Genomic DNA, 17,822 nt, shown 5'->3' with positions numbered 1-17,822 from the left:
AATCCGTTCAGATTGTCTGGAGGCGCGGTGCGTCGACGAGGCGGGCCATATGCAGCGCGTCCGCCAGCACACCGTCACGCATGGCGAAACCGCGCGAGCGGCCTTCTTCGACAAAGCCGAACTTGCGATACAGCGCGATGGCCGGCGCGTTGTCGGCAAACACCGTGAGGTCGATGCGGCGCAAGCCGAGCGACGCATCCGCGCAGTCGATCAAGCCTTGCAAAAGCGCGGTGCCGACACCGCGGCCATGATACGCGTCGTGCACGGCGACGCCTAAATGCGCGCAGTGCGCGCGGCTCGACCGGTGGACCTCCAGGCCCGCGTGGCCGACCACGCGTCCGTCGATAACCGCGCACACGTTCACGCCGCCTTTGAGGCTCCGCTCGTGCCACGCCGCGAGTTGTTCAGGACTGCGATAGCCGACCGACAGCGTGCCGCGCCGCACGCCAGGCAAGCTCATGATCTCGGCGAACGCATCCATGTCCGACGACTCGAACGCGCGCACCATAATACATTTGTAATGTGCGGCGTCGTCCGGCAACCTTGTTTCGTTCATGGTTTTATTCCGCTGCGAGATAGGCGACAGGAGGCGGCGACATCCACGGCGCCGGTTCGCGCAGCCGCGCCATGAAGTAACAGTCGATCAGTACGCCGCGACGCAATATGGCACCGCGCTGATGCGCTTCGATCTCGAAGCCGAACTTGCGGTATAGCGCGAGTGCCGCGTGGTTATCGGTGTAGACATGCAACTCGACGCGGCGCAGACCGAGCCAGTTGTCGGCCAGATCGAGCAGCTCCGCCATCAGCGCATGACCGATGCCGCGCCGCTGCCATGCGTCGTGCACGCCAATGCCGAGCGAGGCGGCATGCGCGCGGCGTCCCTTGAAAGGACTGAGGCTGGCCTGACCGACCAGCGTGTCGCCGACCGTCGCCGCGATCGCGATGCCAGGGGCCTCGAATTTTTCCAGGTGCTCGCGTGTGCTGGCAACGGTCCGAAACGGCACCTGCGGATTGCCGTTCATCGCCACGGGCAATTGCAGCATGGCGTGAAACTGTTCCGCGTCGGCCACGCGCAACGCGCGCAGCGTCAGGCCCTCGGGCAAGCTCTCAGGTTTTGATTTTGTTTTTTCGTGTTGATCCATAGGCTTATAACGTCAATTCGAATGACCTCACCAGAATGCCCGGCAATTGCATGCCGCCCGTGGCGCGCTCGCCCCATGTCGAATCGCTCAATAGCAGTTCCGCTTGCGCGCCGAGTTGTTCGAGTTCGCTGCCGAGCAAACGGTACAGGCTGTCGTCGAAACGCATGGCTTCCAGCGGTGCGACGATTTCTCCGTTCTCGACGCAGAACGTCGCGAAGCGCGTCATGCCGGTGAGGCGGCAATTCATGCGGTCCGAGAAGTTCACGTACCAGAGGTTGCCGATGTAGAGACCCGTGTCGATCTTTGCGAGCACCTCCTCTTCCAGCAAGTCGCCCGCTTGCATCGAGAGCGCGGCCGGTGATTCGCTGGCCAACGCGCCGTTCGGCGTCAAACCGTATTCGCGTGCGCTGCGTGCGTTGGTCAGGCGTTCGGCACTGCGGCCGGCCTCGATCAACGGGACGCTGTCACGCAGGTAACCGTCGTCATTGAATCCTGGCGTGATGCCGAGACCGAGATCTTCGCTGATCGTCACGCGCGGATCGACTACGACTTCTCCCACATGCAGCTTGTACAACTCGCTGCGTGAGCTCGCCTGAGCGCGGGCGGAAAAGCCGCTCCATGCGGTGACGCCGAGCAGTTCCGCGAGCGCGGCGGGCGCCAGATAGGAACGGTAACGTCCCGGCGCCAACGTGCGCGGGGGGCGCGCCAGAACGGCAAGACGTGTCGCGGCCTGTTCCACTTTGCCCACGAATACGGCGTCGCTCCAGTCGTCGCCGGCGTAGGTGGTTTTGATCGCGCGGCCGCTCGGGTCGTACAGCGACCAGCTGAAATTGAAGTTGTCCACTTCATACCAGCCGCGGCTGCCGGTCGTCGATGCGAAACCGCGCACGATCGTGCCGCCCGCATAGAAGCCCACGAAGTCGAGCCCTCGCGCGCATTCCGCGACGATGTGCGCGAGCCCGTCAGGGTTCGGCAGCTTGCCGGAGCGCTGCGTGGTGCGCTGCCATTTCGACGTGTCGAACAGTAGATGCGGATCGTCCGCCGCACCGCGCAGACCTTCGCGCAAGGTGGCGAGGGCGGCGCTCACTTCATCGAGATCCTGCTGCAGATCGCCGCATACGGTCAGCGTGGAATAGGCCTGACGCGCGCCGTCGATCAGACGCAAGGTCAGCTTGCCTTGCGACACGCTGCCGGTCTGCCGCACCTTGCCCGAATTGAAACGGATGAAGTCGGACTGCTCGCCGGCAAATGAACTGAGCGTGGTTTCGCCGCCTTGCTGCAGACGCTCGATCGCATCGGCGAGCAAAGTGAAATGCCGCTCCCAATCCACCGACGTGGCAGCGCGCGAAGAGATGAACTGACTCATCATGCGCCTCCGAACACGTCGATGTTGCTGAACACGCAAGCCGGCGACGCATGGCCGACGCGAATGATCTGCGCCGGCTCGCCCTTGCCGCACATGGACGTGCCATACACTTCGCGCGTGCTCGCGTTGCCCACTGCGCTGAGGCTGCGCCAGAAATTCGCGGAAATACCGCGGTAATTCGGCTGTTTGACGACCTGCGTGAGCTTGCCGTTCTCGATCAACTGGCCGAACTCGCAGCCGAACTGGAATTTGTTGCGATGGTCGTCGATCGACCAGGACGTGTTGGTGCGCATCAGAATGCCGTGTTCGATATTGCCGATCATCGCCTCCAGTGAACTCTCGCCCGGCTCGATATTCAGATTCGCCATGCGATCGATCGGCGGCCGGTTCCAGTTCGAAGCACGCGAGTTCGCGACGCCCGGCATGCGTGCGCGCTGTTGCGACAACGCGCCGCCGAGCGGACGTTCCAGCACGCCGTTGCGAATCAGATATTGCTTGTGCGCTTCGGTGCCGTCGTCGTCGAATGCGTAGGCTGCGGCTTCTTCGCGCAGCGACGGATCGAAGGTGACGTTCAGCAGTTCCGAGCCGTAGCGATACGAACCGAACATGTCCTGCTTGACGAAGCTCCAGCCCGCGAAGTTGCGTTCATCGCCGAGAATGCGATCCAGTTCGAGCGGATGGCCGATCGATTCGTGAATCTGCAGCATCATCTGGTCGGGCATCAGCAACAGATCGCGCTTGCCCGAGGGGCAATTCGGCGCGGCCAGCAATTGCAGTGCTTCATTTGCGACGCGCGCACCCGAGCCTTCGAAGCCGAAACGCGTCAGCACTTCCATGCCGCCCTGTCCGAGCGTGCCGTAGTTGCCGCCCAGCGTGCGCACTTGCGTATCGCCGTTCGCGTGCGCGGCGACACTCAATTGCGGCATCACGAAACGGAACTGCTGGTCGATACGTACACCGTCGCCGGTGATGTAGAGTTGATCGGTGTGCGTGATCTGCACTGCCGCCACGCGTTCGACGATTTTGGCATCGAGGTTCGCGCCCGCGCATTCCGCGCCGAGAAGCTCGAGCCATTCGGCACGGCTCGGCAATGCGCGTTGCGCATTCGGCGACATGTACTGGCCGCTCGCCGCGGGTCGCGCGACTTCCCGATGGTCGATCAGCGACAAGGCCGCACTCGCCTCAGCGCGTGCGGTGGCTAAATCGAGCGCGGCCTGCAAACCGGCCGCCGAGAGATTCGCAGTCGCGGCATAAGCCGCCCCCGCGCCCACCCACGCGATCAGCATCGCACCGCGATCGCGCACGGTGCGCAGCGGCTGCGCGATGTCGTTGCGAATCTCGTGGTCGTCGACCTGTTCGTCCACAATGCGCAGCGACCAGAACGCCGCGCGGCTTTTCAGCGTTTGGGCGGCTTGCGCCCAACGTTCGTCAATCATTGGCATGTCCCGTATGAGTCGCGGCCGTGCCAGGCTCCGGCACATTGAGCGACGAGGCGAGCAGCGACTGGGTATAAGGATGCGATGGCGCATGCAACACATCGAGTGTGTCGCCCGCCTCCACAATGCGTCCCGACTTCATTACGATCACGCGATGCGCCATGGCTCGCATCACCGCCAGATCGTGCGTAATGAACAGATAGCTTAGCTTGTACTTTTTCTGCAGATTTGTCAGCAGATTCAGCACCTGTTTCTGGATCGACACGTCGAGTGCGCTGGTCGGCTCATCGAGCACGATCAATTCCGGTTCGACGGCCAGTGCGCGCGCAATCGCAATACGTTGACGCTGGCCGCCGGAGAATTCGTGCGGATAGCGCAGCATCGCGTCGGCCGGCATGCCGACTTCTTCGAGCAGGCTGCCGACGCGCGCGCGCCGTGCCTTCGCATCCACTTCCGGCCGATGCACGGCCAAGCCCTCGCCGATGATCTGCTCCACCGTCATGCGCGGCGACAGCGAGCCAAACGGGTCCTGAAACACGACTTGCATGCGCGAATACAGCGCGCGGCGCGAGTTCGCCGTCTTGAGCGTGGACAGCGGCAAACCATCGATATGAATATGGCCGGCGGCCGGCTGTTGCAGACCGAGAACGGTCGCGGCCAAAGTCGATTTCCCCGAACCCGATTCACCGACAATGCCGAGCGTTTCGCCGCGCCGCACGCTCAGATCGACATCGTGCACCGCACGGAACGTGGAGCGCCCAAACATGGACCGCCAGCCTTTCGCCGACGTGCGGTAATCGACGGCCAGTCCTTGCACTTCGAGCAGCCGGCGCGCGCCCGCCTCGACCGGTTCGACCGCGCGTTGCGGATCGCTGTCGAGCAGCCGCCGCGTGTACGGATGCTGCGGGCTCGCGAATAGCGCTTCGGTCGTATTGGTTTCGACCAGCACGCCCTTCTCCATCACCGCGACGCGCTGCGCAAAACGTTTCACCAGATTCAGGTCATGCGTAATCAACAGCACGGCCATGCCGCGTTCGGCCGCTTCCTGTTCCTGCAACGAAATCAGCAAATCGACAATCTGCTGGCGCACGGTGACGTCGAGCGCGGTGGTCGGTTCGTCGGCGAGCAGCAAACGCGGACGGCACGCGAGCGCCATGGCGATCATCGCGCGCTGCCGCTGGCCGCCGGACAACTGATGCGGAAAGCTGTCGATGCGCCGCTCCGGCTCGGGAATGCCCGTGCGCCTGAGCAACTCGATGCCGCGCTCGCGCGCCGCATTCGGCCTCAAACCTTCATGCAGACGCAGGCTCTCGGCGATCTGCTTGCCGATCGTGAAGAGCGGATTGAGCGCCGTCATCGGTTCCTGAAACACCATTGCGACGTCGGCGCCGCGCAGACCGCGCATCTGGTGCTCGGTTTTTTGCAGCAGGTCCTCGCCGTCGAGCAACATGCGGCCGCTCAATTCGGCATGCTCGACCAGCCGCAGAATGGACAGCGCGGTGACGCTCTTGCCCGAGCCCGATTCGCCGACCAGCGCCACGCGCTCACCGCGTGCGATTGAGAGGCTGAGTTCATGCACCGCGACCTTGTCGCCGAAACGCACGGAGAAACGATCGATTTCCAGCAACGGACGAGCGATCGGCGCCTGAGTGGCGGTCATCGCGGACCTCCGCCGAAAGCCGAACCGCGCGAACGCGTGTCGAGCGCATTGCGCAATGCGTCGCCCATGAAGGTCAGCAACAGCAACGTGATCACCAACGCGGCAAACGCCGACATGGAGATCCACCATGCGTCGAGATTGTTCTTGCCTTCCTGCAGCAGTTCACCAAGGCTAGGTGTCGGCGGCGGAACGCCGAGGCCAAGAAAGTCGAGGCTGGTCAGCGAGAGAATCGCGGCGCTCATGCGGAACGGCAGGAAGGTAATCACCGGCGTCAAACTATTCGGCAGAACATGACGCCACATGATCTGCCAGTTGCTGAGACCCATGGTACGTGCCGCCTTCACGTAATCGAGCGAACGGTTGCGCAGGAATTCGGCGCGCACGTAATCGGACAGGACGAGCCAGCCGAACATCGACAGCAAAATGAAGAGCAGCCACAACGTGGGCTCGAAGATCGACGCGAAGATGATCAGGAGGTACAGGTCGGGCATCGAACTCCAGATTTCGATCAGGCGCTGACCGATCAAATCGGTGCGTCCGCCGTAAAAGCCCTGCACCGCGCCAGTCAGCACGCCGACCACGACCCCGGAAACCGTGAGCGCCAGCGCCATCAGCACCGACAAGCGGAAGCCGTACAGCAGCCGCGCCAGCACGTCGCGCCCGAACTGATCCGTGCCGAGCCAGTTGCTCGCGGTGGGCGGCGCCGGATACGGATGCGCGGCGAAATAGTCGATCGTGTCGTAGTGGAAATGATTCGGCGGATAGATCGCAAAGTTGCCATTCGATTCGAGCCGCGAGCGGATATACGGATCGAGGTAATTGGCACGCGCCGGAAAGTCGCCACCAAACAGCGTCTCCGGATAGTCCTTCACGATCGGGAAGTAGTAGTGCCCGTCGTAACGGACGAGCAACGGACGGTCATTGGACAACACCTCGCCGAGCAGGCTGATGGCGAACAACGACAGGAAGATTACGAGGCTCCAGTAACCGAGACGCTGCCGCCTGAAGCGCAGCCACGTACGCCGCCACGGAGACGGCGACGCCGCGTGCGCCGCGCCGGCCGCGTCAGCGGTCCAGGCGGTTGAATTGGATGCGGGGGTCGACGAGGACATAGCAGACGTCAGCAATGAGTTTGGTTACGAGGGCAATCAGCGTGAACAGAAACAGCGAACCGAGCACGACCGGATAGTCACGGCGAATTACGGAGTCGTACGAGAGTTGGCCCATGCCGTCGAGCGAGAACAGCGTTTCGATCAGCAGATTGCCGTTCAGAAACGCACCGACGAAGGCCGCCGGCAAACCGGTGAGCAGCGGAATCGCCGCATTGCGCAGCACGTGTTTCCACAGCACGTCGCGCTCCGGTGCACCCTTGGCGCGCGCGGTCAGCACGTATTGCCGGCCGATTTCCTCCAGAAACGTGTTCTTGGTCAGAATGGTGACGATCGCGAAGTTCCCGACGACCGAAGCCGTGACCGGCAACACGATGTGCCACAAATAGTCGAGCACCTTGCCGAATGCGCTGAGATCGTTGAAGTTATCCGAGGTAAGGCCGCGCATCGGAAACACCTGCCAGAACGTACCGCCGCCGAATAACATCAATAACAGCACGCCGAGCACGAAACCGGGAATCGCATAGCCGGCGAGCACCAGCACGCTCGTGACGGTATCAAAGCGCGAGCCGTTGCGCACCGCTTTCGCGATCCCCAACGGCACCGATATCAGATAGGTGAGCAGCACCGTCCATAAGCCGAGCGTGATCGACACCGGCAGCTTCGATTTGATGACGTCCCATACACTGTCGTGCTGATAGTAGGACTGGCCGAGATCGAACGTTGCATAGTGCTTGAGCATCAGCAGATAGCGTTCGAGCGGCGGCTTGTCGAAGCCGAACTGTTTCTTGATCTGTTCGATCTGCTGCGGATCGACGCCCTGGCTGCCGTGATAACCGCCGCCGCCCGCCCCCGCCTCTCCGCCACGGCCAGCGCCGTGGCGGAGTTGCGTCATCACCTGTTCGACCGGCCCACCCGGCACGAACTGTGTGACGACAAAGGTCAGCGTGACCACGCCGAGCAGGGTCGGCACCATCAACAACAAGCGTCTGAGAATGTAGGCAAGCATGCTGTGCCTCAGTGAGCCGTAGCGGCCGTAGCCGCGGTGGAAGATGCGGTCTGGGCGGCCGGCGTTTTCCTGTACCAGTAGTCGATCACCCAGTCTTCGTATACATACGACGTCGGCACTTTGTCCGGATGACCGAGCGTCGACTTGTATCCGATCCGCGCGCCCGGCGCGTAATACTCCGGCACGATGTAGAACGAATAGATCAGCACGCGGTCCAGTGCACGGGTTGCCGCTTCGAGGTCGTCGAGATTGTCGGCGGAGAGCGCCGAGTGAATCAGCGAGTCGACCGCTTTGGAGCGGATGCCCGGATAGTTTTCCGAGCCGACTTCTGAGGCCGCCGCGCTGCCGAAACGGCGCGTCAATTCCGCGCCGGGAATCGTCACCGGCGGATAGATGAACGTGGTCATGTCGTACTCGAAGTTATCCAGCCTCTTCTGGTACAGCGCGCTGTCGATCTCACGCATATGCGCCTGAATGCCGAGCATGCCGAGCGCCTGCATATACGGCAGGATCAGGCGATCCATACCGGGCTGATCGTCCATGATCTCGATCGTCATCGGCGTGCCGTTGGCGTCGCGCAAGGCGCCGTCGCGATAGTGCCAGCCCGCTTGCGCCAACAGATCGCGCGCCACGCGCAAGTTGCCGCGCAAGGAATCTGGCGCGATCGTCGTGGGTTGCTTGAGCATGGGGCCGAATACTTCCGGCGGCACGTCGGCCCTCAACGGCTCAAGCAAGGCCAGTTCCTTCGGGCCGGGCATGCCGGTCGCACCGAACGGACTCGCCGCAAAATAGCTGCTGGTGCGCCGGTATTGACCGTAGAACATCATACGGTTCATCCAGTCGTAGTCGAATGCCATCGTCAGCGCGTGACGCACGCGCGGGTCCTGAAACATCGGCTTGCGCAGGTTCATCAGCAAGCCTTGCATCTGCGCGGGGCCGTCGGCGAATTCGCCTTTCTTCAGTAGTCCGTTGTCGAAGTTCTTGCCGACGTATTTGCGCGCCCATTGCGTTGCGCTGTATTCGACAAGCACGTCGGTGTCGCCGGCCTTGAACGCTTCCAGTTGCGTGTAATGGTCGCGATACAGTTTGAAGGTGATGCTCGCGAAGCGGAACATGCCGCGCCGCGACGGCAGATTCGCGGCCCAGTAATCAGGGTTGCGTCGATAGGTAATCTGCTTGTCGTTCTTGCGCGACTCGATCAGATACGGGCCGCTCGCGATCGGCGGTTCGTTCGCGATCTGGTCGAACGGCAGACGTGTGCCGTCCGCGCGCATGCCCCACTTCGGCGAGAAGATCGGTAAATCGCCGGCGATCAGCGCTGCGTCGCGTTCGGCGTGCTTGAATTCGAAGCGAATCGTGTTTTTGTCGATCACGGTCGCGCTTTTGATGACCGAGAACTGCGCATTGAAGAGCGGCGAGGCCTTTGGACTCGTCAATGTGTCGAACGAGTATTTGACGTCGGCCGCGGTGATCGGATCGCCGTTCGAAAAGCGCGCGGCGGGATTGATGTGGAAGGTGGCCGAACCCAGGTCCGGCGCGACCTCGACATCGTCGGCGATCAGCGGGTACTCGGAAGCGAGTTCGTCCCAACTGCGCTGCATCAGCGTATCGAACATCAGATGCTGAATGTCCGGCGCGGGCGCACCGCGCACGAGAAACGGATTCAGCGAATCATAGCTCTGCAGTTCGTCGAAGTTCTGAAAGCTGAGCTTGCCGTCGCTCGGCGCCGTGGGATCCGCGTAGTCGAAGTGCGTGAAGCCGGCGGGATATTTGGGCTCGTCGTACTGCGCAATCGAGGGCCGCGCCTGCGCGCAGACCGCGCCCAATGCCAGACACGCCCCTGCGCACAGCGCGATTCGCGCGGCAGTGCCAGGCAGGCGCACCGCGGCCGCTACAGTTCGCACGGCGCGCGACCAGTGAAACTTCACAAGTCTCATCTTCGGAATGCGTAAGAACGCGCGCCGGCTTCAGGCCGGCGCGCGGTAAATCGAATCGGCAAGAGTGCCGGCATGACGCCTTCGCTCTCGTAGCTTTCCCCCGCTAGCGCTGCTCTGCGCGCTAACTCGTTGCCGCTCGCCGCCGCTCGCCTTGGTTCTGAACGAGCATTGTGCACGCGGGCATGCCTCGGTACATCGCTAACCAATTTGCGCCGCTCCGGCACCAACAATGGAAGCCGGAGCGGCCAACCGCCTGGACAGACAGCGGGTGCATCACAAACATCGAGGACTTCAGAAGCGGTACGACGCGCCGACCTGGAAGAAGCGGCCGATGTTAGTGTAAAGCGACTGGTCGTAGCCCGTGATATCCGGGGTGGCCTGCCACTCGACGTCGAACGGCGGCTTGCGATCGAAGATGTTGTTGATGCCGCCGTAGATCGTCCAGTTCTTGAAGCCGCGATACGTGGCCATCAGGTTGAACTGGCTATACGACGCCACCGACAGCGTGCCGCCGTCGCCGAACTCCGACGCCACCGCGTTGGTGTACGGGCCGGTGTACTGCCACGTCAGCGTGGTGGTCAGCTTGCGGTAATCCCAGGAGAGGCTGGTATTACCCTTCCAGCGCGGATTGGACGCACCGAACGGTTGCAACAGCGCGAGGTTGTTGCCGGCGAAGTCCTGCGTCGGCGCGCCCGGGCTGTTCAGCTTGAAGTGCCACACATAGGCCCAGTCGCCTGCCAGCGTGAACGTGCCGTACTTCGTGCCCACCGACTTGCGGAAGTTCATGTCGAAGCCGTCGGTGTCAAGCGAACCGAGGTTGACGAACTGTTCCTTGATGTACGCTACCGTGCCGTCCGGATTGCGGATCACGTTCGACGGGTTGTTCGCATTCATCACAGCGTTCGGATCGTCCGTGCCGATCACACCGTCAATATGGATCTTGTAGAACGCCGCACCGATATCCGTCGACGAGTCCGGCGAAAGCTGGAAGCCGATGTTGTAGTTCTTGGTACGCTCAGGCTGCAGCGCCGGATTGCCGTTGACCTGTTCCGTCGTGAAGTGCTTGGTCGGCGTGCCGCTCGGGTCGTTCGGGTCCACCAGGTTCTGGTGAGCCAGATAGGTTGCCTGCGAGTTTTCGACCAGCGTCGGCGCGCGGAAGCCGCGGCTATACGATGCGAAAGCCGTGAGAGCCCGGACCGGCTGGAAGCGCAACGCGAAGCTCGGCGAGAACGCACCGCCGAAATCGCTGTAGTGGTCGTAACGGCCCGCCTGCGTGAACGTCAGGTTGTGGATGATCGGAATATCCACCTGATAGTAGACGGCGGCCACATTGCGCTCACCGTCGACCGTTTGCACGTTGGCCGGCGCCGTAATGCCGAGCGCGCTATACGTACGCGAATTGATGATGTTGCTTTCGTGACGGAATTCCGTACCGAAACCGACACCGACCGGACCGCCCGGCAGAGTGAACAGGTTGGTTGTCGAGGTCTTCGCCGTGACGCTGTCGAGCTTCGAGATCGCCTGCTCATAGTCGTTCTGGAAGACGCCGTTCAAACCGTTCGGCGTAGCCGACGGGTTCGAAAAGTTGAATACGCCGTTCTGCAGAATGTTCTCGAGGCCCGCAACATTCAGCACGTTGCCGTAGGTCGTGTCGACCGTGCTCTGCGAATGGCCGTAATCCGCGGACCAATCCCAATCGCCGAATTTCGGGGTGGTGAACGAGCCCTTCACGCCGGTCGATGCGCGCCAGAACGTCGACACCGTATCCGCCGAGACGGTATTCGGGAACGTATAGTTGATCAGCGTGGGCACGCCGAACGGGTTGTACGGATTGGTACCCGAGACCGTGCGCGAGATCGGCAACGCAGAACCGGTGGCCGGGTTGAACGCGTTGGTCTGGCTGCTCAGCACGGCCGGACCTTCGTTCTGCACGGTTTCGTTGCGGCTCACCCACAAATCGGCGTAAGCCTGCATGTCGTCATTGATCTTGAACGTGCCGCGCACTTTCGCGTTCAGGCGCGTGATCGCAGGCACCAGCGAGGTGGTGCTGGCCGGATTCGATTTACACGTAGATGCGCCGTTCGCCGACACGCTGCCCGGAGGACAGGGATTGAGCGCCATGTTGGTGCCGTCGGCCGTGGTCCAGTACGACTGCTGGTTCGGACCGAGCGGGCCCGCGAGACCACCCGGGAACTGGCTGAAGTCTTGACCCGCGGTCATGTCGCGATCGCCGAGCGACGAGCCGGTGTCGCGGTAGTAGCTCGCGGCGGCTGTCACGTTGAAGCGGTCGCCATTCAGGTCACCGATACCGCCGAGCACGCTGAAGTTGCCCTGCGCGTCGCCCGGATGCTGCGCCTTGCCGAGCTGGCCATCGATCTGCAAGCCCTGGAAGTCTTTCTTGGTGATGATGTTGACCACGCCCGCAATGGCATCCGAACCATACACCGAGACCGCACCGGTCTTCACGATGTCGATGTGGTCGATCATGTTGAGCGGGATCGAATTCACGTCGAAGAACGTGTCGGTGAAGTTCACCGCCTTGCCGTAATTCGCTACCCGTTGCCCGTCCACTAGCACCAGGGTGTACTTCTCGCTCAGACCGCGCAATGCAATACCGCCGCCGCCTTGCGCGGAGCTATTCATTGTCGTTTGACCCCAGCTGCTCCCCGAATTCGCGGACGTGCCGCGCAGGAAGTCGGCCACGGTCGTATAACCGCTTTGCTGGATTTCCTTGGTCGTGATGGTCTGAACTTCCGTGTTGCCGACCTTGTCCGCCGTGCGGATCAGCGACCCGGTCACCTCGAATTTCTTGAGTTGCTGGACCCCTTTGCCCGTCGGCGTCGCGGTGGTGTTGTCCGCAGACGGTGTGGCGGCCGTGCCCGTTGCCGGGGTGCTTTCCGTCGTCGTCGCGCCTGCCGCGGTGCCGGTGGTCGCCGGCTGGCTTTGCGCAAACGCCGGTACGGCGATTGCGGCCGACAACGCCAGTTCAGCCCAGACTATTCTTCTAATGGCCAGCGCCAATGCCCTTTGTTTCATTTTTCCCCTTCTCGCTCGTCAGTAAGGCCACAGCAGTATGTGAAGAGTGGTCTCGTGAACCGCTCTACTCGATATACGGCGATCTTGCGCCGCGTTCCGTTAAAGCAACTTCAAATAAGTCAGCGTCGGACTACTAATTTATTGCAATCGGAATGCGCAGCGCTTTCCAATCGATTACATATCTACTGCCGCGCGAGTGGGTTCCGCCATGCGTCGGTCCGGCTTCCCAAATCGCGGGCACACACTTAAGTAATGCTTACAAATATCGAGTGACTGCTTTTTTTCTAAAGCACGGCCTGCGGCACTAAAACAATCTCGGCGTCCCGACCCACACGACCACCGCTTCTTCACGCGCGGTATTGGACCAGGAGTGCGGCACGGTAGACTCGTAATGCGCGGTGTCGCCTGCCTGCAATACGAACGTCGTGCCTTCCAGCGTGAGCGAGATCTGACCGCTCATCACATACAAGAATTCTTCACCGGCATGCGTTGTGACTTCCGACGGGTTCTGTCCCACCGGCATCCTGACGAGGATCACTTCCAGCTTGCCGCCGACCGACAGGTTCGTCAGCCTTCCAAACAGATTGGCGGTTCCGTCAAATCCGAAGTACTTCAGCTCGCTTCCTCTACGCACCGACTTGTCTTCTGTCGGTGTGTCGACGAAGTACTGCACCGTGACACCCAAAGCTCGCGCAATACCGACTAGCGAGGTAATCGAAGGTGTTGCATGACCCCGTTCCACCTGCGATAAAAAGGGCTTGGAAATACCCGCGGTCGTTGCCACTTCATCCAGTGTGCGACTGAGCCGTTGGCGCAGCGCGCGGATTTTGCTTCCTATAGAGATTGCAACATGTGCCTTGTTATTGAGTGGCAAGACCATAGCAAGACAGAATCCCGTAGTCAAAAATAGTTTGATATATGCAAATTATGTTTCGTAGAGCGCGACGTTCTCCCTAAAACGTCCCTGATAGCCCTGCTGACGGTCCGCCATGGATAACCGCATCAATTTGTTATCCAGAAGACTTTGCCCGCTCCCAACCATCCTTTTGATAGTTGCGGCTGCAACCACACATCGACATCGAAGACGAGCCCACGTTAATTGGAACGCGCACACTCCCTCGCGTCCGCCGTGAGGGGATGCGCCTCATCTGAGAGAACCTGACGGAAGTGGAGTGCGCTTATTTCGACGCCACCAGAACCCACAAACGCGCGAGGTCGGCTGAACCATCGGTGCCTTTCACCGCACGGAAGGTTTGCACCGCGCGAGCCTTGTCGCCCGCGATGTAGTACGCCTCGCCGAGATGCAGCTGCGCCTGGTCCGGATGGTCGAGTCCACCCTTGGCGATCGCGGCATCCATCGCCGCCAGACCCTGCTTCGCCTGCCCCGCGAAAACCTGGTTGAAACCCATGTCGACGGGGGCAACGGGATTTGCCGGATCGGCGGGCGCTTGCGCGCGTTTGGCCGCGAGTGCCTGCAGACGTTTTTCGCGCTCCGCTTGCGCGTCACGTCCCAAAACACCCGACGCAAAGCCCTGATCGATGATCTGCTTGCCTTCCGCGGTGGTGCCCGCCACGATCGCAAGCTGGGTCATTTCCATATAGTCGTCGGCGGTCGAGAGCGATCCGGTAGCGCGGCGCAGGCGATACGTGTCGATATCGAGCTTCGACGAATAGCCCGGCTTATTGCGAATCGCCGAGAACAGATCGTCCCAGTAAGACTGCTTCGGATGATAGGCAACCAGCTTCTCGAGCGTGCTGCGGTATGTGGCATCGTCCTTCACGCGTTGCGCACACGTGCCGAGCAATTGCAGTTGCGATTCGTCGGGCGCGTGACCCGCATGCACCTGTGCATCGATACCGGGCTTGAGCAGGCTCACCACGCTCGCGCAATCGTTCGACAGGTAGTAGGACTGAACCAGCAGCGTGCGCATGTCCGGATCGCTGCCGCCGGTCTTCAGATAGCGCTGCGCGACTTTCGCCGCCTGCGCATAGTTCTTCTGCTGGAAGTAGATGCCCGCCAATGCCGCCGACGTGCGCTGTTCGTCCGCGCCGCTCAGCTTGCCGGAACTCAGCAACGTTTCGTAAGCCTGAGCAGCCACGCCGGTTTCACCCGCCGCCGCCGCGGCCGCGCCACGCATCTGCTCGATCATGGTGCTTTCGTACGGCGTCTTGCCGGGCACGGCCGCCGCCTGATCGATCTTTGTCAGCGCGTCCTTGTACTTGTGCGCGCGATACAGATCCTGCGCGGCATTCAGCGGCTTCGCCACGTCCGGCCGCAAGGTGTCGGCGGCATGAGCGGCGAGCGGCAGCACGAGAGCGGCCGCGATGACGGCCCGCTTGAAGCGGTGGTGAATCGTTTGCATTGCCCTTCCCTATTGCATGTACTGCTCATTGCCGATCAGGCCGATCTTGGTCGCGCCCAGCCGTTGCGCGGACGCCATGACCTCCGCGACATCTTTGTACGGCACCAGCTTGTTCGGCCGCAGATGGATCTCGGCTTGAACCGGTTCGGCGGCCACTTGCGCGAGCCTGGATTCGAGCGCCGCGCGGTTCGGCACCGGCTGGCCGTTCCAGGTCGTGGTGCCGTCGAAGTCGATATCGATCTGCACCACTTCAGGCTGCGTGATCGGCGGCGGTGGATTGCCGACCGGCAGGTTCATCTTGATGGCGTGCGTCTGAATCGGGATCGTGATGATCAGCATGATCAGCAACACCAGCATCACGTCGATTAGCGGCGTGGTGTTGATGTCGACCATCACATCCGGTTCGCTGCCGCCGCCCGACGATACGTTCATTCCCATTTTTGGCTCCTTTCGGGCGCAAAATCAGCCGCCGCGCGCGGGCGGCTCAGTGATAAATGAAACCTTGGCGATACCGGCGCGCTCGCACTCGGTGATGACCCGGCCGATGAACTCATAACGCGCGCTCTGGTCGCCGCGAACGTGCACTTCCGGTTGCGGTGTCATGACCGACACGGTCTTCAAACGCGCCAGCAGCGTCGGGGCATCGACCTGCTTTTCGTTCCAGAAGAAGTCGCCGTCACGATTCACCGCGATGACGATACTCTTCGGCGTGGTCTGCAGCGGCTGAATCGTCTCCTTCGGCAATTGCACCGGCACCGTATGCGTCACGACCGGAATCGTGATCAGAAAGATGATCAGCAGAACCAGCATCACGTCGACGAGCGGCGTGGTGTTGATACTGGAGATGACCTCGTCGTTGTCGTCTTGCCCAACGCTCATTGCCATGACGGACTCCGCTTATTGAACCAGCGACGCTTCGCGAGCCGTAGCACGCGCCGGGCGACGGCTGCCGGCCAGCAACACGGTATGCAGTTGTGCGCCGAATGCACGGACACGCTCCATCACCGACTTGTTGCGACGAACCAGGAAGTTGTAGCCGAGCACCGCGGGCACTGCCACCGCAAGACCGATCGCCGTCATGATCAGCGCCTCGCCCACCGGACCCGCAACCTTGTCGATCGACGCCTGGCCGGCAATGCCGATGGCCGTCAGTGCGTGATAGATCCCCCACACCGTACCGAACAGGCCGACGAACGGCGCCGTCGAACCCACCGTGCCGAGAAACGCCAAACCGTCTTGCAGCCGGTTCGACACATTGGTGATCGCACGCTCGACCGAGGTATCGATCCACGTGTTGCGGTCCACGGCCTCAAGCAGTGCTTCTTCGTGATGCTCGCCCGCTTCGATAGCCGTTTCGGCGATGAAGCGGAACGGCGATGTTTCGTCGAGCAGCTTTGCGCCTTCCACCAGTGACGGCGCGGTCCACAACTGTTCGTCCGCGCTCTTCGCGCGGCGGTTCGCGCGGAACTGTTCGACGAACTTGGTGATCATGATGTACCAACTGCCCATCGACATGAGCACCAGCAGAATCAGCACGAAGCGGGCGACGAAGTCGCCGTTATTCCAGAGGGCGCTGAGCCCATAAGGGTTGCTGACCGTTTCAGACGTAGCGGGTGCCGGCGGCGGCACTGCTTCGTCGGCGGCCGCGCTAGCGGTTTGCGGCGCGGCGGTGGCCGGTGCCGCGGCAGCCGACGCCGCGGCGTCGCTGGCCTGCGCGTGGGCCATCTGCGGTGCAACGAAATCCACCGTGGTCACGGCGATCAACATGCTTGCCGCCAGTGCGGCGAGAGTACGCTTCTTCATGCCTGCTCCAAGTTCATTAGTACAACTTCTAAACTAAGACTGATAAATCGCTACCGGTACCGAACAGCCTGTGAATTCAGTTCAGGTTAAACGAGAACGGAACTTGCACACGGACAGCCTGGCCTTGGGAAACGCACGTGAACTGCTTGACTGCGTTGAATGCGGCACGATCCAGTGAGGAGTCGTCCGAGGATTTGGCAACGCGTTCATTCGTAATATGGCCCTGCGGGTCGACGACGAATTCAACAACAACATCACCCGTCACGTTGTTTTCCTGCGCTTCCTTCGGGTAGCGGATCGACGAACGGATCTGATCCGAGTTCGGACACACCACTCCGACCTCGGTGCTCACAGGCTTCGTCGGCGCGGGCGGCGCCGGCGGTGCGGGTGGCGCCACCGCGGGCGCCGAGACGACCGGTGCGGCCTGATGCGTAATAGTCGGCTGCTGCGGCGGCGTCTGCACCTGCACTTCCGGCGGCGGCACGAATGGCGGCGGCGGCGGCGCGAACTTCGGCGGCGGCAACTGCACCGTGGGCAATGGCGGCGGAGGCGGCGGCTTCACCGGTTCGATGATTTTCGTTTCGATTGGATGCTGAATGACCTGCACGACCTTGGTGGCGAGGCCGTTGATCAGCGCATAAATCAGCACGATGTGCAGAAGCAGAACAACTGCGATGCCGCCAAAGCGGCGTACTGGGTTTTGCTGCTTGCGCCCAAACTCGCGCGGGCGCCCTGGCCTCTCCATACGGGCCGCTGCTGCCGGAAAATGCCCTTCGACTTTCGTACCCACCTTTACTCCTCCGGCGTGAACCGTCCATTTCTGTAACTGCAGTGCGCTTACCTGCCGCAAACAGCATTCACTTCAACCATCTGGCAACCAGTGGTCTTTGATTCGGAGTCCAAAACGGACGTGACACTGCCCGGCTCCGATCCGACGACACGGACGCCTCTCTGGAAGACG

15 protein-coding genes are annotated in these 17,822 nt (G+C 61.7%); all 15 read right to left on the bottom strand.

Going from position 1 to position 17,822, the window contains the following annotated elements; all coding sequences use genetic code 11:
- Window positions 1-7: 7 nt before the first annotated feature.
- Window positions 8-556 carry a GNAT family N-acetyltransferase gene (locus tag B0G80_RS00380; RefSeq protein WP_106284987.1) on the bottom strand — a complete coding sequence of 183 codons (549 nt, stop codon included), beginning with the start codon at window positions 554-556 and terminating at the stop codon, window positions 8-10.
- 4 nt (window positions 557-560) lie between these two features.
- A complete protein-coding gene (locus tag B0G80_RS00375; protein ID WP_116116498.1) occupies window positions 561-1,142 on the bottom strand; it encodes a GNAT family N-acetyltransferase in 582 nt (193 codons plus the stop codon).
- Window positions 1,143-1,146: 4 nt separating this feature from the next.
- On the bottom strand, window positions 1,147-2,508 hold the full coding sequence (locus tag B0G80_RS00370; RefSeq protein WP_116116496.1) for a TldD/PmbA family protein: 1,362 nt from the start codon (window positions 2,506-2,508) through the stop codon (window positions 1,147-1,149).
- Window positions 2,508-3,944, bottom strand: coding sequence for a TldD/PmbA family protein (locus B0G80_RS00365; protein ID WP_116116494.1), 1,437 nt, complete (start codon window positions 3,942-3,944; stop codon window positions 2,508-2,510). The genes B0G80_RS00370 and B0G80_RS00365 overlap by 1 nt, the downstream gene beginning before the upstream one ends.
- On the bottom strand, window positions 3,937-5,604 hold the full coding sequence (locus tag B0G80_RS00360; RefSeq protein WP_116116492.1) for an ABC transporter ATP-binding protein: 1,668 nt from the start codon (window positions 5,602-5,604) through the stop codon (window positions 3,937-3,939). The genes B0G80_RS00365 and B0G80_RS00360 overlap by 8 nt, the downstream gene beginning before the upstream one ends.
- On the bottom strand, window positions 5,601-6,716 hold the full coding sequence (locus B0G80_RS00355) for an ABC transporter permease (RefSeq protein ID WP_116116490.1): 1,116 nt from the start codon (window positions 6,714-6,716) through the stop codon (window positions 5,601-5,603). Before B0G80_RS00355 ends, B0G80_RS00360 begins: the two co-directional genes overlap by 4 nt.
- Window positions 6,670-7,722: a microcin C ABC transporter permease YejB gene (locus B0G80_RS00350; protein WP_116116488.1), complete on the bottom strand. Its 1,053-nt coding sequence runs from the start codon at window positions 7,720-7,722 to the stop codon at window positions 6,670-6,672. Before B0G80_RS00350 ends, B0G80_RS00355 begins: the two co-directional genes overlap by 47 nt.
- Before the next feature lie 8 nt (window positions 7,723-7,730).
- On the bottom strand, window positions 7,731-9,659 hold the full coding sequence (locus B0G80_RS00345) for an extracellular solute-binding protein (protein WP_116116487.1): 1,929 nt from the start codon (window positions 9,657-9,659) through the stop codon (window positions 7,731-7,733).
- Window positions 9,660-9,950: 291 nt separating this feature from the next.
- Window positions 9,951-12,695: a TonB-dependent siderophore receptor gene (locus B0G80_RS00340; RefSeq protein ID WP_116116485.1), complete on the bottom strand. Its 2,745-nt coding sequence runs from the start codon at window positions 12,693-12,695 to the stop codon at window positions 9,951-9,953.
- Window positions 12,696-12,999: 304 nt separating this feature from the next.
- Window positions 13,000-13,575 carry a helix-turn-helix domain-containing protein gene (locus B0G80_RS00335; RefSeq protein ID WP_012432476.1) on the bottom strand — a complete coding sequence of 192 codons (576 nt, stop codon included), beginning with the start codon at window positions 13,573-13,575 and terminating at the stop codon, window positions 13,000-13,002.
- A gap of 298 nt (window positions 13,576-13,873) precedes the next feature.
- Complete coding sequence (locus B0G80_RS00330) at window positions 13,874-15,058, bottom strand: lipopolysaccharide assembly protein LapB (RefSeq protein ID WP_116116484.1); 1,185 nt, start codon at window positions 15,056-15,058, stop codon at window positions 13,874-13,876.
- 9 nt (window positions 15,059-15,067) lie between these two features.
- Entirely contained in the window at window positions 15,068-15,496 is a 429-nt protein-coding gene (locus B0G80_RS00325) for a biopolymer transporter ExbD (RefSeq protein ID WP_011487696.1), read from the bottom strand.
- 24 nt (window positions 15,497-15,520) lie between these two features.
- Window positions 15,521-15,943, bottom strand: a complete 423-nt coding sequence (locus B0G80_RS00320) for a biopolymer transporter ExbD (RefSeq protein WP_012432473.1) — start codon at window positions 15,941-15,943, stop codon at window positions 15,521-15,523.
- 12 nt (window positions 15,944-15,955) lie between these two features.
- Window positions 15,956-16,861: a MotA/TolQ/ExbB proton channel family protein gene (locus B0G80_RS00315; protein WP_116116482.1), complete on the bottom strand. Its 906-nt coding sequence runs from the start codon at window positions 16,859-16,861 to the stop codon at window positions 15,956-15,958.
- A gap of 76 nt (window positions 16,862-16,937) precedes the next feature.
- Entirely contained in the window at window positions 16,938-17,606 is a 669-nt protein-coding gene (locus B0G80_RS00310) for an energy transducer TonB (RefSeq protein ID WP_106284998.1), read from the bottom strand.
- Between the last annotated feature and the right edge of the window lie 216 nt (window positions 17,607-17,822).

Source organism: Paraburkholderia sp. BL6669N2 (genome assembly GCF_003387275.1).
GTDB lineage: Bacteria > Pseudomonadota > Gammaproteobacteria > Burkholderiales > Burkholderiaceae > Paraburkholderia.
Note: the sequence above shows the minus strand (reverse complement) of the source record. Positions and strands in the feature narration are given on the sequence as shown.